A 17,516-nucleotide genomic window follows, 5' to 3' on the forward strand; every position below is an offset into this window, starting at 1 on the left:
TGAACGGTACTCGTGGGGAGCGACCGTGACCGGGCGATTGCTCGTCGTGACACAGACCTACCCGCCGGAGATGGGCGGCAACGCGTCGCGCATCGGCGACACGACCCGACACCTCGCGGACGAGGGCTGGGACGTCACGGTCCTCGCGCCGTTCCCGAGCTATCCGCCGGGCCAGTTCGAGCGCGAGTGGTCGCTCCGGCGCGCCGAGGAGCGCGAGGGCGTCGAAGTCCACCGCCTGTGGTCGTACCAGCCCACCGAGGAAGACCCCGAATTCGCGCAGCGGCTGGCGTACTATCTGACGTTCGCCCTCCACGCGATGCTGTGGGTCCTCTGGAACGGCGGCCGGTTCGACGCCGTCCTCGCGTCCACGCCGCCGATGTTCACGGCGCTGGTAGGCCTCGTCGGGAAACTCGCCCAAGGGCTCTATTGGGTCACCGACGTTCGCGACTTCTGGGTCGACCCCGCGGCGCACCTCGACTTCGTCCCGGCCGAGCGCGTGCTGATCCGGGCGTCCCGGCTGTTCGAGCGCGCGGCCCTCTCGACCAGCGACCTGATCCTGACCACGACGCCGGAGATGCGCTCGCAGCTCCTGTCGCGGTACTCGTCCATCGACCCCGACGCGGTCACGGTGATTCCGAACGGGGTCGACGCCTCACGGTTCGCGCCGACCGACGCCTCTCAGTTCGCACCCACCGACGAGTCTGCGGCCGCGCCCGCAGATGTCGTCGAGACCGGAAGGTTCGAGCATCCCCGCGAATCTGGCGAGTCCGAGTGCTTCCGCGAATCCGCCGAGTCCCGCGTCGTTTACACCGGCAACCTCGGCCACGCGCAGGACCTCGAATGCTGCGTCCGCGCGATGCAGTACGTCGAGACCGACCTCATGCTGACCATCGTCGGCGACGGGGACCGCCGGTCGGCCCTCGAACGTCTCGTGGCGGAACTGGACCTCGGGGACGCGGTCGATATCACCGGCCCAGTCGACCGGAGTCGGGTCCCAAAAATCCTCGACTCGTCGCTGCTCGGGGTCGCTCCCACCGACGCCAGCGAGGCGCTCTCGTACGCCGTTCCGACGAAGGCCTACGAGTACATGGCGAGCGAACTCCCCGTGGTGGTGACCGGAACCGGCGCTGTCGAGCGCCTCGTGGCCGAATCGGCGGGCGGCGTCGCGGCCGACGACGACCCGGTCGCGCTCGCGGCGACGTTCGACGAACTCGCGACCGACGACGAGCGGCGGTGGCGACTCGGACGGAACGGACGTCAGTTCGTCGAGCGCCACCGGGACCGCCGCCAGATCGCTCGGAAACTCGCCGACCAGCTGGAAGTCCGGCTCGGCCTCGCCCAGCCAGAGCGCCGGGTTTCGGAGCCCGAGCCGCCGGGAGCGTAATCATGGCAGGCGCAGAATCGCGGTCGGACCGCTGGCGACTGCTGCTCTCGACCGCGAGCCACATGCGGCCCGAGCAGTTGCTCGGCATCACCGAGCGGAAGCTCCGCCACGCCGTCATCCCGTCGCTCCCCGTCGACTTCGACGGCCGGTACGAGCGCCGGATACCGTCGGACCTGTCGATCGATGCCGGACCGCTCCGGGCGAACACGGCGAAACTCCGGGCGAGCCTCACCGAGGTCGAGCGGGCGCGGTGCCGCGAGGGAGCCGAACTCGCGCTCGACGGAACGCTGCGCTTCCTGAATCGGTCGATACGCTTCCAGGACCCCGCGGACATCGACTGGGACCACGACGCGCTCGCCGAGTACCCCCGGCTCTGGCGCATCAAGCTCCACGGGTTCGTCCCGCTGTCGTGGGCGGTCCTCGGCTACGACGATCCGGGGTCAGAACCCGACGACCCGGTCCCCGAAACCGACCATCCGACGCGGGAACTCGACGACCTGTTCCGGAGCTGGATTCGCGACTGGACGGCGACCCACCCGCTCGGGAGCGAGGGCTACCTCCGGCGCGCGTGGACGCCGTTCGCCGTCTCGCTGCGGCTCCAACACTGGGCGCGGTATCTCGCGTGGCGGTCGACGCGCGACGACAACTCGGACGGCCCGAGCGCCCCGAACTTTCCCGAGCTTCGGCGCGCAATCTACAAGAACGCCATCTTCCTCCGGAACAACCTCGAAACCGACGTGGGCGGGAACCACCTCGCGGAGAACGGTGCGGCGCTCGTCGTCGCGGGCTCGCTGTTTCCGGACCACGGCGGCTCGTGGCTCGACGCGGGCGTCGAGGTGCTCCGCGAGGTCGCCGAGACGCAGTTGCTCGCCGACGGCGGTCACTTCGAGCGCAGCTCGATGTACCACCTGCTCGTTCTGGAGGACTTCCTGACGGCCGTCGACGTGCTCGACGCCGTCGGTTACCCGGTCCCGACCGTCGTTCGGCGGACCGCCGCGGACGCGGTTCGGTTCGTCAGGGAGCTCTGTTCGCCGGACGGCGAATTGCCGCTGCTCAACGACTCTGTGTTCGGGGAGGCGCTCTCGACGCAAGCAGTCCTCGCGTACGCCGATGCACTCGGTGTGGCCCCGAGCCCAGAGCATCCGACTGGTGAGCGCACGTCGCTTCCAGATTCGGGCTACTACTGGCTGGGGTTCGGACCGGATCGGCTCCTCGTGGACGGCGGGCCGCCGGGGCCGCCACATCTCCCGGGGCACGCGCACAACGACCACCTGCAGGTGCTCCTCTGGCTCGACGGCCGGCGGCTCGTCACTGACACCGGGGTGTTCCACTACGCGCCCGACGCCTACCGGACCGATGCGCGGAGCGTCCGCAGCCACAACACGGTTCAGGTAGGCGACGCCGAACCGATAGAGATCGGGGACCGCTACCTGATGGGTCGCCGCATCCGCCCGACAGCGACCTACCGGGCCAGCGGCGACGGGGCCGCTTTTTCGGGGCGCTACGAGACTCGCTCCGGGGTTCGCCGGGAGTACGCCCACCGCCGCAAGGTCTACCATCGACCGTCGTGGTGGCTCGTCTGGGACGAAGTCGAGGGGGCTGACTCGCGAACGGCTCACAGCCGCCTCCACCTCGCCCCGGGGGCCACCGTCGAGCGGGAGACGGAAGACCGGTTCGCGCTCTCGCTGGACGACGCGACGTGCTGGCTGTACGCGCTGGACGCCGACGAGGTCGCTCTCGGCGAGAGCAACTACTATCCCGAGTTCGGTCTAGAGGAGCGACGCCCGATGCTCGACCTCCGCGCGCGCGGCGGAACCGACACCGAGTTCGGATTCCTCCTCAGCACGACGAGGCGCGAGACGGTGGCCGTGGAGCGCGACGGCCGGAATTTCGACGGTCGGACACCCGTCGGACTCCGGCTCGACGGCGAGTACGAACGATTTCCGGAGGTGCGTCGGGCGGATGAGTGACGAACCGATGCGTGACGAGCCGATGAACGACGAGAACTACCGCCTCCTCGCCAGCGCGGTGAACCACCCAGACCCGGTGAGCCCGTACCGCGGCCTGTTCAACCAGCGGCTGCTGGAGGCGGTGTCGCAGACGAACGTCGACCTCGACGTGGTGTCGCCCCGGCCGTACGCGCCCCCGGTCGGTCCGTACTCTGAGTATCGCAGGATTCCCACAGTGGAGCGCCAGAACGCCTACGTCGTCCACCACCCGCGATTCCTCTACGCCCTGCCCAAGGCCCAGTTCTACCACGTCTCGGGCGACTCCTACGCCAAGCGAGTGCTGCCGTACGTCGAGAAGAACCTGCCCCGCCCGGACGTGGTCCAGGCGGGCCACATCTACCTCGACGGGTATGGCGTGCTCCCGTACTGTCGGACCCACGACGTGCCGCTGTTCGTCGTCGCGCACGGCACGGTGCTGAACCGGTTCGACGAGCGCTCGGAGGCGGTCCGCTCGAGGATTCGGGAGACGCTCGCCGTGAGCGAACGGGTCCTCTGCGTGAGCGAGGCGCTCGCCGAGAAGGCCGAGCGGTTCGTACCCGGCGGGAAGGTAACCGTCCTCCCGCTCGGCGCGGACCCCGATCGGTTCCCCGTCGACAGGGAGGCGGCGCTCCGGCGCGAACTGGGCGTCGACCCCGAGGTTCCGGTCGTCGTCTTCTGCGGCCACTTCAGCGAAGCGAAAGGCGTGAATGAGCTGATCGCGGCGATCGAACGACTCGACGTGCCCGAGGCCCACGTCGTCTGCATCGGCCACGGCGGCGACCTGCGGTGGGAGCTGTACGACGCGCTTCAGGCCAGCCCCTACTGCTCGGAGGTCCACTGGAAGCTCTCGCCCGTCGCGGTCCGGCGGTGGTTCGCCGTCGCCGACCTGCTCGTGCTGCCGAGCCACGCCGAGGGCCGACCGATGGTGATCTACGAGGCGATGGCGAGCGAGACGGCGGTGCTGGCCTCGTCGGCCGGTGGTATCCCCGAGCAGGTCGCGGACGGCGAGACGGGTGTCCTCGTCCCGCCGCGGGATCCGGCCGCGCTCACGGCCGCGCTCGAATCGCTGCTGACGGACCTCGACCGACTCCAGCGCATGGGCGCACGGGGGCTCGAACGTCTGCTCGACCGCGGCTGGACGTGGGAGGCCCACGCCGAGCGACTGACCGACCTCCACGCCGAGGCACTCCACCGACGCGACGTCTGACGCGAGCCGTCGCTCGGACCGAGGAAGGTAACATTCGGCGCGATCGTGTCGTTCTATGCGGCCGTGCCGTTCTGCGCGGCCGGAGTAGCGTTCCCCGACGCGGTCTCGCTGCGACCGAACACGCCGACGAACTCGCTGTCCGACCAGAACAGCGACGTGCCGCCGCTCTCGTACACCTTGTTCCGTCGGGCTTCGGCGACGGCGAATCTGTCGTCGGAGATCGTAACCTGACTGCCGTCGACCAGCAGCAGTTTGTGGTCGGTCCACTCCTCGCGGACGATCATCAGCCCGGCGGCTGCCGACATGCCGTCCTCCTCGGGCGACAGCCCGATGCTGCTCCCGCGATAGCCCTCGCTGAGGAACGTGTTCCGGATCAGCTGCGTGCCCGTGTTCGTCGTTGCCGCGTGGTCGTCGAGGAACGACGAGAGCGACTGAACGGTCCGGTACTCGCGCTCGCCGTACTCGATCTGGACGCGCTGCTTGTCCGTGTGTAGCGAGTCGAGGTCGCGAGCGACCGGCGCGGCGAACGACGCGCTCGCTCCCGCAGCGATCAGTACGAGCGCGCCGACCGCGTAGCGCGGATATCGCGGGTTCGTCCGGGCGAGTCGCGACAGCGCCACGCCGAGCGGAAACACTGCGACGATGGCGACGAGCAGCCGGATGCGGTCCAGCCACGGAACCGGCAGCGGGAGCGGCAACAGCAGCCCGCTCAGGATGAGCCCCGTCGCGAGGAGCGGCATCCGATCCAGATGGCGTCGCCAGTGCTGGACTGTCTCGTAGAACGCGACCAGAAGGAGCCCGCTCAAGAGCGCATAGTAGATCCCGTCCGGCGAGTAGAGCCACCGGATCGCGGTTCGAACGTCGTCGGTGACGAGCCCGACGCCGTACAGGAAGATCCCACCTCCCTCTCCGCCGCCGGTCGTCAGCACGAAGAACGTGACGAGGCCGCCGACCATACGGGTCAGGAAGATGCTCGGCGTGTACAGCCAGTAGGCGAACAGCACGACCGCCGCGATGAGCAGCGGGAACGCGTACACCACCTGGACGTTCGACGCTCTCGACAGGGCGCTCCGGAAGTCGCTCGCCGCGACGCCCCGCTGGACGACAAGCAGCCCGAGCAGCAGACCGAGCGGGACCAGCGCGATGACGAACGTCAGGTGGTGGGTCGTCGCCATAGCGACCGCGAGCAGCGGAACGACCGCGGCGTACCGACGAGCCGCCCTCGCTGTCTCCGCGGTGAATAGGCTCGCGTTGAGGTAGACGCCGACGAACAGCATCGCGACGGCCAGCGCCTGCGGGTAGAACGCCAGCACGTACGGTTTCAGAACTAGCAGTAGCGTAAAGGCGATCACCGTCCCGAACGCGACAGCCTCGTCGCCCCAGAGCGCTCGCACGGTCAGGTAGACCAGCGGGACGAGCGCCGAGTAGGCCACCAGCCCCGTCAGGACCATCGCGTCGTACGTCGTCAGCCCCAGCAGCTCCGCGAACGAGCCGACGAGCAGGTGGAACCCCGGGTACATCCAGTAGGCCGACGGTTGAATCGCGAGGACGCTTCCGGCGTCGAGCATTCGATTGACGAACGTGACGTGCCGGAGGACGTCCCCGCCGCCGAAGTACAGCCCGGTCGTGAGGAACTTCGCGAACAGTGGCACCGCGAACAGGAGTACGAGTTCGTACAGTAGAGCGGTCGGCGCGGCGTCTCGGCGAAGCTGGTACGCGACGGCAAGGTAGCCGAGCCCGAGGAACGCGGCCACCCACGGCGCTCGCGAGCCGAGCCAGACGGTAGCACAGATCGCGAGGCCAGCCGCGATGGTGAGTATTTTGGCGTAGGTCCAGTCCGAGCCGCGGATCTCTCGTTCTGGCGCGTCTGTCCCGTCACCCCCGTCCGCACGATTAGTGGCGTAGAACACCGCCACGCTCGTCAGGAACGCGACGACGAGGAACACGGCCCGAATGGCCGTCGACAGCGGAAGGTAGCGCCACGCGGCCGCGATGACGGGCGCGAGGACGACGAGGACGAGCACCGCGGGATGCCGACGGAGGAACTCGACGGGGTTCATGAACACACCATCTGGCACGCCCGCGAACTCGGTCCGGACAGCTGACTTGCCTGGGACAGCGTATTCGTTCCGGACAGTCGACTCGCACCAATCAACTGGCTCGCTCCGGATTCGTTCCCACTGACGCCGACCCAGAGGTGAACCTCGCTGTCGGCGTTCGCCGCCGACGGCTCGGCTGGCGGTTCCCCCCGGTAGACGAGGTAAGTCAGTCTGAGCCGGTCGCCGGTCAGCTCCGGCGTGACGGCGTGGTCGACGAGCGCGCGCTCGCCGGGAGCGAGCCTGCGGTCGAACTCCCCGACGGACTGGGTCTCGACCACCTCGGTCGCGTTCTCGGACGCCCTGGTCGCGTTACTGGACGCTCCGGTCGCGTTCCCGGACGACTCCACGCGCTGGAGTTGGGCGACTATCGTGTACTCGCTGGCTCGTGAGTGGTGGTTCTGTACGCCGACGATCAACGGCGTCGACTCCCCCGCGGTCAGGTTCGTGGGGTAGCCCGCCGCGACGAGCCCTTCCGACTCGTTCTCGGTCAGCAGGTACGTCTCGGTGTAGCCCGGCCCGTTGTCGAGCACGACGGCCTGCGCGACGCTCCCGACGGCCGCCACGACGACCACGACGAGGACGACGTTCAGGGCCGTCGCGGCCGTCGATTCGCCGGCCATTGCACGCGAAATCGTCCCGACCGGATTCCGTCCACTCCGTCCGGCAGCCTCCAGATCGTCGACCGCCCAGCCGAACTGCCGGTCCGGCGGGACGCCGAACCGTCGGACGGTCGCGCCAGCAGTCCCGACGAGGGTCACGAGGCTCACGGCGAACAGTATCGTCGCCGGGCCGATCCCCCACGGGGTGAAGTTGGTCGCGAGCGCCGCGAGGGGAACGACCAGCAGCGACGTGAACACCGACAGGACCGCGCGTTCGAGCGGGGAGATGCCCGGCGAACTGCCGGCAGTTCGCCGGGCATCTCCCCGCGAACCGTCGCTGGCAGGGTCGGAGGACTCGGGAAAGAGGGCCGCGACGGCGACGTAGCCCGGAAAGACGAGCAGGATCGGAAGCGCGAGAACGGCGGTCACGAGCTGAATCGCGTTCCCGACAGTAACGGCCCACGCGGCGCTCAGCACGGTCCACGCCGCGATGACGCCGAGATCGACGGGCGTCCGCTCGCCCACCATCCCCACGGCCGTCCGCGTCCACGACATCACACCGACCAATGCCGCCAACGGATAAAAACCACGTGGTAATTTGAAGCTCATTCGGGCGTCGTCGGGCGACCGCTAGCGAGTCGGACTTCGGTCCAGCGCGTTCGCCGGCCCGGCGACGGTCAGAACGGCAGCAGTCCAGACGGCAGGATGCTGAGCACGCGTCTGGCGACGAGGACCCCGAAGACGAGCAGTCCCGCGAGGAGGAGCCACCACAGGCGGCTCCGCCACGCGGGCGTCACGTTCAGCGGGACGACGAACACCGTCAGCAGGAGGAAGCCGACGAGCGACCCGACGAAGAACACCTCCAGCGTCAGCGACTCCACGAGCGCGAGCGCCAGCACGGTTCCGACCATCCACGCCACTTGCCAGCGCACGAACCGCTGTCGGCGGTGAGTCGCCATCGACGGTGGTTCGACGGCGACTCAATAAAAGCCACCGCCCGGAACTTACGGAATCGCTTTCGTACGCACCGAGCACGACCGGAATCGGCCGAACGATTCTATGCGACGGCGAGCGTACCCTCGGGCACATGGGAACGGGGGTGGTCGGGAGTCGTCGCGTCGCGGGTCGGAAACTGGAGCTCCACCAGCAGGCGGGCTGGCCAGCGGCGGTCCGGTTTCCGGACCGCCGCGGGCCAGCTCGCCACCGAAACCCCGATTCGGAGGTGGCGTGACCGTGGCACGCGACGACTGGCGCGAGTGGGCGTCGATTCCGAACTTCGTCCTCGCGGCTCTCGTCGTTGCCGTGCTGGGAACGTCGATGGTTCCGCTCGCAACGTCCGCGGCGTCCTACAGCCCGTACAACGACGACTGGGACGGCACGACGGACGTTCGGTCGATCGCTCACGAAACTGGCTTGCGAATCCAATTCGCCCACGAGACCGCGACCTACTCGGAAGTCCGGGCGACCGACGCGGTAGCGTTTGTCCTCTCTCCCGACGAGGCGTACTCGTCGGGCGACGCGGCCCGGGTCACGGACTTCGTGCGACGCGGCGGCACGCTGGTCGTCGCCGACGACTACGGCCCGCACGCCAACGAACTGCTCCGGCGACTCGGCGCGTCCGCCCGGATCGACGGCCGACCCGTGCGCGACCCCCGGTCGAACTACCGGTCGCCGGCGATGCCGGTGGCGACGCCGGTCGCCGACCATCCGTTCGTCGCGGGCGTCGACAACGTGACGCTCAACTACGGGACCACGGTCGACCCCGGGGACGCCACCCCGCTGCTCAACACCTCCGAGAACGCGTATCTGGACGGGAACCGCGACGGCGTTCTGGGGCCGAACGAGACGCTCGAAAGCCGGCCGGTGGCGACCGTCGAGCGCGTCGGCGAGGGGCAGGTGGTCGTCGTCGGGGACGCCAGCGCGTTCATCAACGCGATGGTCGAGCGGCCCGGCAACCGGGCGTTCGTCGGGGCGCTCCAGTCGGGCCACGGGACGGTCGTCCTCGACCACTCGCACGCCGACGGCCTCCCGCCGGCCATCCTCGCGCTGCTTTTCGTCCGCAGTTCGGCCGTCGTCCAGTTCGGCCTCGGCGCGCTCGCAGTCGGCGCGCTGGCGGTCTGGGCCGGGCGTCCGGCCGCCGTCTCGAACCGGCTCGCTGGACTTCGCTGGTGGAGGGACGGCGACGCGCGCCGAATCTCGGGGGACGACCCGCGGGCGTCGGCGTCCGAACTGGCCGCGTACCTCGAACGCAAGCGTCCCGAGTGGGACCGCGAGCGAGTCGAGCGGGTCGCGGCCGCGATGCAGCGCCGTCGCGAGCGATAAATTATCGGTTAGTTCCGCGAAGAACCTGTCGCCCGAGGAGTTAATTCCGACCAAATCGTCGAAACCGACCAGTCGAGTTATCCGGCTCGCCGTGGTTACGGACCACGATGACCGAACCTGCGAGCCTCTACGAGGACCTTCGGTCGGAGATCGGGACCGTGCTGGTCGGCAACGAGGCCGTCCTCGAGGTCCTGACCATCTCGCTGCTGACCCGGAGTCACGTGCTCGTGGAGGGCGTCCCCGGCGTGGCGAAGACCACTATCGCGCGCCTGTTCGCGCAGGCGACGGGGCTGGAGTCCAACCGCATCCAGATGACGCCAGACGTGCTTCCCGCGGACGTCACGGGGACGCACGTCTACCGGGAGGGGACCGGCGAGTTCGAACTCCAGCGCGGGCCGGTGTTCGCCAACCTCGTCGTGGTCGACGAGATCAACCGCGCGACGCCCAAGACCCAGTCGGCGCTGCTCGAAGCCATGCAGGAGGACACCGTCACCATCGACGGCGAGACGCTCGCGCTCCCGACGCCGTTCTTCGTCGTGGCGACCCAGAACCCCATCGAGATGGAGGGGACCTACGAACTGCCGGTCGCCCAGCGCGACCGCTTCCAGTTCAAGATCACCGTCGGCACGCCCGGCGAGGACGAGGAGCTCGCACTGCTCGACCGCTTCGACGAGCGACCCGACCTCGGCCCGGACGACGTGTCACAGGTCGTCACCACCGAGGACATCCTCGCCGCGCGCGACGTGGTCACGCAGGTCCACGTCGCCGACGGCGTGAAGCGATACCTCCGGACGATTGTCGCCACGACCCGCGAGAGCGCCGACGTGGAGTACGGCGCGTCGCCCCGCGCGGCCCTCTCGCTGCTCGCCGCGACCAAGGCCCGCGCGGCGATCCACGGCCGCGAGTACGTCATCCCGGACGACGTGAAGGCGCTGGCTCGTCCCGCGCTGGCCCACCGGCTCGTCCCGAGCGCGGAGGCCGAGCTGAGCGACGTGACCGCCGAGGACGTGATCGCGGACGTGCTCGAAAGCGTTGAACCGCCGGACGGCATCTCCCCGCCGAGCGAAGCCGCGGCTCCGACCGCCGAGGACGGGTAACCCAACCGTTCGGACTTAGAAGCGACGCGTGACGCCGGGTACGTAAGCGTTAGTCGATAAACGGGCAGTACTGTTAATAGAACGACCGCCGTGGCGTCACGGAATGGTAGTGGGGGACCGACTCCGTCGGTCGCTGGCCGGAACGGTCTGGCGCGTGCGCACCGCGCTCGCCGACGTGCTGGCGTCCGACCGAGCCCGAGCGGCGCTCGGCGGAACCGGCGTCTACGACGCGCTGCGAACGCTCGACGGCCTCGCCGTCGACCGGACGCCCGTCGGGAAACCGCCGAACGCGGAGGTGTCTGCAGGAGGTGTCACCTGTACGTTCCACGTCGGGTCGATCCGCGAGTCAGAACTGTTCTGGACGCGGGACGGGCCGCGGCGATACCCCGAGAGCGAGGACGACATGCCGGTGCTGGTCGACCTGTTAGAGCGAATCGAGTCCGACGACGCGTTCTGGGACGTCGGCGCGAACGTCGGCATCTACGGCGCGTTCGCCGGTCAGGTCGTCGAATCGGGTAGCGTCGTCGCGGTCGAACCCCGGCCTGAGAACGTCGCCCGCATCGAGCGGAACATGGCGCTCAACGGCGTCTCGGCTCGCGTCGCGCAGTGCGCGCTCTCGAACCGGACGGGGGCCATGGCGTTCCGGACCACGGGTTCGGACGGGGTCGGCGGGTCGGGGGTCGTGGTCGACGACGAGATGAAACCGCAAACAGACCACGGGGCTTCAGAGACGACGGTCGGGGTCGTCCGCGGCGACGAACTGGCCGAGAGCGAGTCGATTCCGTCGCCGAGCGTCCTAAAGATCGACGTCGAGGGCGCGGAGTACGACGCGCTCCGGGGGCTGGACGGCGTTCTCGCTGACGAGGACTGTCGACTGGTGTACTGCGACGTCTGCTCCGAGATGACCGACGTTCCGGACGAGGCCGTCCACGGGCTGTTGCGCGACCACGGGTTCGAGGTCGAGCGCATCTGGGACTGGCCGTACGGAGATGGCCACTACGTCCGGGCCGAGAAGCGGCGTCAGGGCGACGGCTGGCCGGGGCAGAGCAGTGGCGGGCAGGATTCCAGCGACCGCGGACCGGTCACGAACGAGACGGGAGGAGCTACGGGACGAGGCCAGTCATGAGGACGGTGAGCGTCGTCGTGCCGACCTACGAGCGTGGGGACGTCCTGCCGCGCGCGCTCGACAGCGCGCTCGCCCAGACACACCCCGACCTCGAAATTCTCGTGGTCGACGACGGCTCGACCGACGCGACGGCCGAGACCGTCGCGAAGTACCGCGCCCGCGACGACCGGGTCAGATATCTCGTCCACGAGGACAACCGCGGCCCCTCGGCCGCGCGCAACACCGGCATCGAGGCGGCCGAGGGCGAGGTGGTCGCGTTCCTCGACTCCGACGACGAACTCCGGCCACGATTCGTCGAGCGGTCGGTGGCGGTGCTCGACGAGACCCCGGAGAACTGCGTCGGAACGTACGTGGCGAAGAACGTGCGCCGCGACGGCGACCTCGTCCGGGTTCTCGACGCGGCCCCGACAATCACCGCGGAGGCGCTCGCGTCGACCGACGGCGTCGACTGGGACTTCGTCAGAGCGGGCGGGATGGCCGTCGAGGCCGACGTGCTCGACGAGATCGGCGGGTTCGACGAGGAGATCCGGTACCACGAGGACTACGACCTCTGGCTCCGGCTCGCCGAGCGGTCGTACGTCGTCGAGGGCATCGATGAGCCGCTGTACGACTACCACCTCCACGGCGACCAGCTCACCGACTCGCCCGGGGACGCGCTGTTCGAGGGAACGGAGCTGCTGCTCGAAAAGCAGGCCCACAACCTCTCGGGCACCTTGGAGGCTCGGTACCGCTACGTGGTCGCCCACGACTACGCGCGCCGGGGAGACTTCGAGGCGGCCGCTCGGGAGTTCCAGAAGGCCATCGCGGCGAACCCGCGGCGGCTGATGAACTACTACTACTACGCGACCTCGAAGCTGAGTCCACGGGCGTTCGAGATTCCCCTGTATGCCGTCTCCATCGCTGGCCGACTGAACGACCGGCTCTTCCGGGGGCGAAGCGGTCCGCTCTCCCGGTGAGATGCCCCTCCGAAACGATGACCGATGATTCCGATTCCGACCCGGACCCCGATTTCGACCCTAACCTCGCCTCCGACCCTGACGTTTCCGTGATCGTGCCAACCTACGAGCGCGCCGACGTCCTGCCGCGCGCACTCGACAGCGCGTTAGGCCAGAGCTTCTCCGACCTCGAAGTCGTCGTGGTCGACGACGGGTCGACCGACGGGACGGCCGAGATCGTCGCGAAGTACCGCAACCGCGACGACCGCGTGCGCTCGCTCGCTCACGAGGAGAACCGGGGACTCGCCGCGGCGCGCAACACCGGCATTGAGGCAGCCACCGGCGAGTACGTCACCTTCCTGGATTCGGACGACGAGCTCCACCCCGACCTCGTCGCGGAGACGATGGCGGTGCTGGCCGACCGGCCGACCGACTGTGCCGGCGCGTTCGTCGCCTACGAGGTGATGCGCGAGGGGTCACGCGCGGCGGTTCACGACGCCGAAGGGTTGGTTCGCAGCGTCGAGTCGTTCGACGGCCGGCAGGTGCGGATGGGCGGAACGACGCTCAGAGCGCGCGCGCTCGACGACCTCGGCGGCTTCGACGAGACGTTCCCCTACGGCGAGGAGTACGACCTGTGGATTCGACTCGTCGCGGACCACTATCTGGTCGGGATCGACGAACCGCTGTACCGCTACTACAAGCACGGCGAGCAGCTCACCGCGAACGACGGGAAGATAATCGAGGGCGTCGCGCGCCTCCTCGCCAAGCACCCGGACCTGCCGCCGGCGTACGCGGCCCGACACCGCTACGCCCGGGGACACGCCTTCGCACGACAGGGGCGGATGAACTGCGCCGCCCGGGAGTTTCACCGAGCCATCGCGGCGGACCCCCGGCGGCCGATGAACTACTACTACTACGTCGCGGCGTCGACCTGTCCGCCGCTCGTTCGAGTGCCGCCGAAGCTCGTCGAGTGGGCGCGCGCCGCGAGTCGGGCACTCGGGTAACGACGGATTTCTCCCGCTCGCGCCTGAATCGACTGCGGGTTTTAATCGGTCGGTCGTCGATTGTTGCGACCGTCGACATGCCCACGGTGAGCATCGTCGTCCCGACCTACGAGCGGGCAGGCGTCCTGCCGCGCGCGCTCGACAGCGTCCTCGCCCAGACGTATCCGGAGTTCGAGCTTCTCGTGGTCGACGACGGCTCGACCGACGAGACCGCCGAGGTCGTGGCGGACTACCGCGCTCGCGACGACCGCATCCGGTACCTCGCTCACGATGAGAATCAGGGGCTCGCGGCGGCGCGCAACACCGGCATCGAGGCAGCCACCGGCGAGTACGTCACGTTTCTGGATTCGGACGACGAGTTCCACCCCGACCTGCTGAAGGCGTCGGTGCGAACGCTGTCCGATCTCCCGTCGGAGTACGGAGGCACGTACGTCGCGTACGAGGTGCTCGGTCCTGGCGAGCGAGAGCGGCTACTGGACGTTCGCCCCGACGTTCGCTCGGTCGACGCGCTCGACGGGTATCAGGTGCGGATGGGCGGGACGACGCTCCGCTCGTCGGTGTTCGACGACGTGGGCCGCTTCGACCCCGCGATCACGTTCGTCGACGACTACGAGTTCTGGCTCCGGCTGCTCGACGAGTACGCGCTTCGGGGCGTCGACGAGCCGCTGTACCGCTACTACAAGCACGGCGACCAGATCACCGAGAGCGACGCCGACCTGCTCCGGGGACTCGGGCAGTTACTGGACCGAAAGGCGAATCTCGTGCCGACCGACGACCGGGCGAAGTTCCGGTACAAGCGCGGCCACGCGTTCGCTCGGCAGGGCCGGATGGCTGAGGCGGCCGCTGAGTTCGACCGAGCGCGTCGGCTCGCACCCGACCGGGTGATGAACCACTACTATTACGCCGCGGCGAACGTCGGGCCGGTCGCGTTCGAACTGCCGTTGCGCGCAGCTTCGCTGACGGAGAGGGTCGTCTCACTGACGGAGCAAATCGAGGAGGCGTTCGCAGGGCCGAGGACGTTCGCGGGTTCGACGGTGGCGTCGGGGTCGGACGACGAGCCGGATGGACGCAACGACGAGCAGGGAGGAAGCGAATTCCTCGCTCGCGGTGGAGATCTGGCCGCCGCGAACTGGGAGCGGTTCGCCAGAGCGGACTCGCAGATGGGATTCACGCGGTTCTGGCCAGACACCGACAATCGGGTCCTGCTGTACCACTCCGTTGGCGGCGGGTTCTACGGCGAGGTCTCGCCCGCTCGGCTTCGCCACGACCTGCGGTACCTCGACGAGGAGTATCGGATCGTCGGGCTTCCGGAAGCTATCGACTCCCGGGCCGGCGAGAAGACGGTCGCGCTCACGTTCGACGACGGGTTCCGGGACTTCTACGACCACGTGGTCCCCGTTCTGCGGGAGCTCGGCGTCCCGGCGACCGTGTTCGTCGTGACCGAGTCCATCACCGACCGGGAGTTCGTCCACGACGAGGGGGCGAACTACGAGTACATGACCGCCGGCCAGTTGCGCGAACTCGCCGACGACGAGCTGGTCACGCTCGGGAGCCACACCAGAACGCATCCGGACTTGGGCCGGATCGACGACCGCGAGCGCCTCGTCGAGGAGATCCGCGGCGCGAAAGCCGACATGGAGGCCGAGATCGGGGTGACGCCGACCCAGTTCAGCTACCCGTACTCGGGGAAGAGCGCCGAATCCGTCGCTCTCGTCCGGGACGCGTACCGATACGCGGTCGACGGCGTCCACCGGGAACTCCCCCGGCGGCGCTGGACCGACCCGCACGTGTTCCCGCGGGTGGACGGCGCGAAGTCGTGGCCCCGCGTGCGGTGGGAACTGCGGGACCTCTCGACCGACGTGCTCGGCTTCGAACAGTGGCTCCGACGGCGAGTCACGCGCGGTTCGACCAGGGAAATCTCACGATAACGGTGCCGGGAGTACGCGTACTGCAAAAACCCTTATGCGTCGACTGCAAGTATGAGTGTGCGTCCGGAGCATGTCCGAGTACCCACCGGTCGTCACCGTCGTCATCCCCTTCTCGCCGGACCACACGCCGAAGGGGATGCTGTTCGACGCCGTCGAGAGCGTCCTCGAACAGCGCGGGCCGGTCGACGTTCGCGTCGTCGTCGTGTTCGACCGCGACCACCGTGGGCCCGCGTGGGCTCGGAATCGGGGACTCCGGCGGGCCGACACGCGGTACGTCGCGTTTCTCGACGGAGACGACCTCTGGCATCCGGAGAAGCTGTCGCGCCAACTGGCGCGGCTGTCCGAAACCGGCGCGGGGATGTGCGTCGAGGGGTCGCCGCGCTCGACGCAGGCGTTCGTCCGCGGGGTGTTCGTCGGCTCCATCGAGTCGCTGACCTCCTCTATCCTAATCGACACCGAGCGGGTCGACGTCGAGTTCGAGGAGTCACTGGCGCGTCTGGAGGATTACCTGTTCATGATGGAGGCCGCGTCACAGGCGGGCGTCTGCTTCTGCGAGGACCTCATCACGGTCCGCCACCACGAATTCGGCCTCTCCTCGCGGACCGACCCCGACCTCATCGACCGGACCCACCGCCAGTTCGCTCGCGAGGCCGAGGATCGGGTCCCCAGAGCGCGGCCGTACGTTCCGGAGTTCTACCGGCAGTTCCACGTCAGGATGATCTGGAACCGCTGGACCGAGAACGAGTACGGCAAGATGGTCCACCACCTGCGCACCCTGCTGCGGCGGGCCCCGCTGCATCGATCGCTCCTGACGTGGCTGTCCCTGACGGTCCGGAACTGGGACGTGGTCGCGCGACACTACCTCTCCGAGGATGCCGCCGAGTCAGTCGACGGCTCCGCGGACTCGACGGCATCCGGCTCCCACTCGCAGGTGACGAAGTAGTCGGCAGGGCCGTCCTCGGCGGGCGTCACCGTCGCGGACACCGGCGCGCCGAGGGTCGCCGCCAGTCCGACCGCGAAGAGCGAGGCGACCGGGTGGTCGAAGCGGTCGACCGCCCCGTAGACGCTCCCCGAGATTTCGACCGTCACGCGGCCGCCCGCCGGGTCGGCGTCCGCGGACGCGCTCTCGGCGAGTTCGAAGCCCTCCACGAGCGCGTCGGCCAACTGGGCCGCGAGCGCGGCCGGTCGGGACTCGACGGTCTCGACCATCGCGGACTCGAACTCCCGGTAGAGGCCGCCGCCGGTCGGCGACAGCGAGACGCCGCGCTCACGCTCGTCGCCGGTGACGACGAACAGCGAGTCGAGGTCGTCGCCGTCCGGGACGGCGAACTCCGAGCGGTTGGGGACGAACAGCCGGACTTCTCCATGCCTCGCACGTCCGCTGACTTGCTCACCGTTCGCGTCACTCCCGTCGGCGGATTCGCCTCCCCGAACCGGCGCGTAGACGCGGTCGTCCTGCAGTCCGAGTTCGGCGACCAGTTCCGCACCGGTGGTCGCCAGCGCGGCGTACACCCGTTCGCCGGTGTCGGCGGCCACGAACTGCTCGGGCGTGAGGTAGTAGGTCAGCAGTCCGCCGAACAGCCCGGTGCCTCCGAGCGCGAACAGCACCTCCCGCGACCCGGGAAGCGCGAGCCCGCCCAGCACCGCCAGCGCGCCGATGGCGAACAGCCCCAGCGCGGTGCGCCGGTCGGTGGTCCGCCGAGCGCGAACGTACTCCTCGCGGAGGCGTCGGTTCTCCGCGGCCAGCAGTTCGACCTGCGCCGCGAGGTCCGCGGCCGACTCCTCGGCTGCCGCGTCCGCGACCGACTCGCCGGCAGCCGCGTCGGC

The 17,516-nt window shown here is 69.0% G+C and carries 15 protein-coding genes; 11 read left to right on the forward strand and 4 right to left on the reverse strand.

Features of this window, described 5'->3' with window-relative positions; genetic code table 11:
• Positions 1-46: 46 nt before the first annotated feature.
• The 3 genes from DPQ64_RS14725 to DPQ64_RS14735 are packed head-to-tail and all read left to right on the forward strand — an operon-like array spanning position 47 to position 4,579.
• Positions 47-1,384 carry a glycosyltransferase family 4 protein gene (locus DPQ64_RS14725; RefSeq protein ID WP_198662148.1) on the forward strand — a complete coding sequence of 446 codons (1,338 nt, stop codon included), beginning with the start codon at positions 47-49 and terminating at the stop codon, positions 1,382-1,384.
• Between the two features lie 2 nt (positions 1,385-1,386).
• Positions 1,387-3,354 (forward strand): alginate lyase family protein, encoded by a 1,968-nt coding sequence (locus DPQ64_RS14730; protein WP_115865076.1) that lies wholly within the window; start codon positions 1,387-1,389, stop codon positions 3,352-3,354.
• Positions 3,347-4,579 (forward strand): glycosyltransferase family 4 protein, encoded by a 1,233-nt coding sequence (locus DPQ64_RS14735; protein WP_232820594.1) that lies wholly within the window; start codon positions 3,347-3,349, stop codon positions 4,577-4,579. Before DPQ64_RS14730 ends, DPQ64_RS14735 begins: the two co-directional genes overlap by 8 nt.
• A gap of 53 nt (positions 4,580-4,632) precedes the next feature.
• Here the strand turns inward: DPQ64_RS14735 and DPQ64_RS14740 are convergent, their stop codons facing one another.
• The 3 genes from DPQ64_RS14740 to DPQ64_RS14750 all read right to left on the reverse strand — a co-directional run bounded on the left by DPQ64_RS14740 (position 4,633) and on the right by DPQ64_RS14750 (position 8,236).
• Entirely contained in the window at positions 4,633-6,639 is a 2,007-nt protein-coding gene (locus DPQ64_RS14740) for a hypothetical protein (protein WP_115865077.1), read from the reverse strand.
• Complete coding sequence (locus DPQ64_RS14745; protein WP_157971734.1) at positions 6,636-7,832, reverse strand: DUF1616 domain-containing protein; 1,197 nt, start codon at positions 7,830-7,832, stop codon at positions 6,636-6,638. The genes DPQ64_RS14740 and DPQ64_RS14745 overlap by 4 nt, the downstream gene beginning before the upstream one ends.
• Positions 7,833-7,954: 122 nt before the next feature.
• A complete protein-coding gene (locus DPQ64_RS14750; protein ID WP_115865079.1) occupies positions 7,955-8,236 on the reverse strand; it encodes a hypothetical protein in 282 nt (93 codons plus the stop codon).
• A gap of 128 nt (positions 8,237-8,364) precedes the next feature.
• Here DPQ64_RS14750 and DPQ64_RS18920 point away from each other — a divergent pair, with 128 nt between their 5' ends.
• From DPQ64_RS18920 to DPQ64_RS14785, 8 genes are all read left to right on the forward strand, one after another.
• Entirely contained in the window at positions 8,365-8,508 is a 144-nt protein-coding gene (locus DPQ64_RS18920) for a hypothetical protein (RefSeq protein WP_157971735.1), read from the forward strand.
• A 2-nt stretch (positions 8,509-8,510) separates the two neighbouring features.
• A complete protein-coding gene (locus tag DPQ64_RS14755) occupies positions 8,511-9,599 on the forward strand; it encodes a DUF4350 domain-containing protein (protein WP_157971736.1) in 1,089 nt (362 codons plus the stop codon).
• A gap of 107 nt (positions 9,600-9,706) precedes the next feature.
• Positions 9,707-10,696 (forward strand): AAA family ATPase, encoded by a 990-nt coding sequence (locus DPQ64_RS14760; protein WP_115865081.1) that lies wholly within the window; start codon positions 9,707-9,709, stop codon positions 10,694-10,696.
• Between the two features lie 103 nt (positions 10,697-10,799).
• A complete protein-coding gene (locus tag DPQ64_RS14765; protein WP_115865082.1) occupies positions 10,800-11,822 on the forward strand; it encodes an FkbM family methyltransferase in 1,023 nt (340 codons plus the stop codon).
• Positions 11,819-12,778, forward strand: a complete 960-nt coding sequence (locus tag DPQ64_RS14770; protein WP_115865083.1) for a glycosyltransferase family 2 protein — start codon at positions 11,819-11,821, stop codon at positions 12,776-12,778. The genes DPQ64_RS14765 and DPQ64_RS14770 overlap by 4 nt, the downstream gene beginning before the upstream one ends.
• A 17-nt stretch (positions 12,779-12,795) precedes the next feature.
• On the forward strand, positions 12,796-13,761 hold the full coding sequence (locus tag DPQ64_RS14775; RefSeq protein WP_115865084.1) for a glycosyltransferase family 2 protein: 966 nt from the start codon (positions 12,796-12,798) through the stop codon (positions 13,759-13,761).
• 86 nt (positions 13,762-13,847) lie between these two features.
• Positions 13,848-15,689 carry a glycosyltransferase gene (locus tag DPQ64_RS14780; RefSeq protein WP_198662149.1) on the forward strand — a complete coding sequence of 614 codons (1,842 nt, stop codon included), beginning with the start codon at positions 13,848-13,850 and terminating at the stop codon, positions 15,687-15,689.
• A gap of 70 nt (positions 15,690-15,759) precedes the next feature.
• Positions 15,760-16,632 carry a glycosyltransferase family 2 protein gene (locus tag DPQ64_RS14785; RefSeq protein WP_115865086.1) on the forward strand — a complete coding sequence of 291 codons (873 nt, stop codon included), beginning with the start codon at positions 15,760-15,762 and terminating at the stop codon, positions 16,630-16,632.
• Here DPQ64_RS14785 and DPQ64_RS14790 read toward each other — a convergent pair.
• The coding region (locus DPQ64_RS14790) for a hypothetical protein (protein ID WP_115865087.1) at positions 16,548-17,516 on the reverse strand (969 nt) is incomplete at its 5' end. The genes DPQ64_RS14785 and DPQ64_RS14790 overlap by 85 nt on opposite strands.

Source organism: Halorussus litoreus (assembly GCF_003382685.1).
GTDB classification, from domain to species: domain Archaea; phylum Halobacteriota; class Halobacteria; order Halobacteriales; family Haladaptataceae; genus Halorussus; species Halorussus litoreus.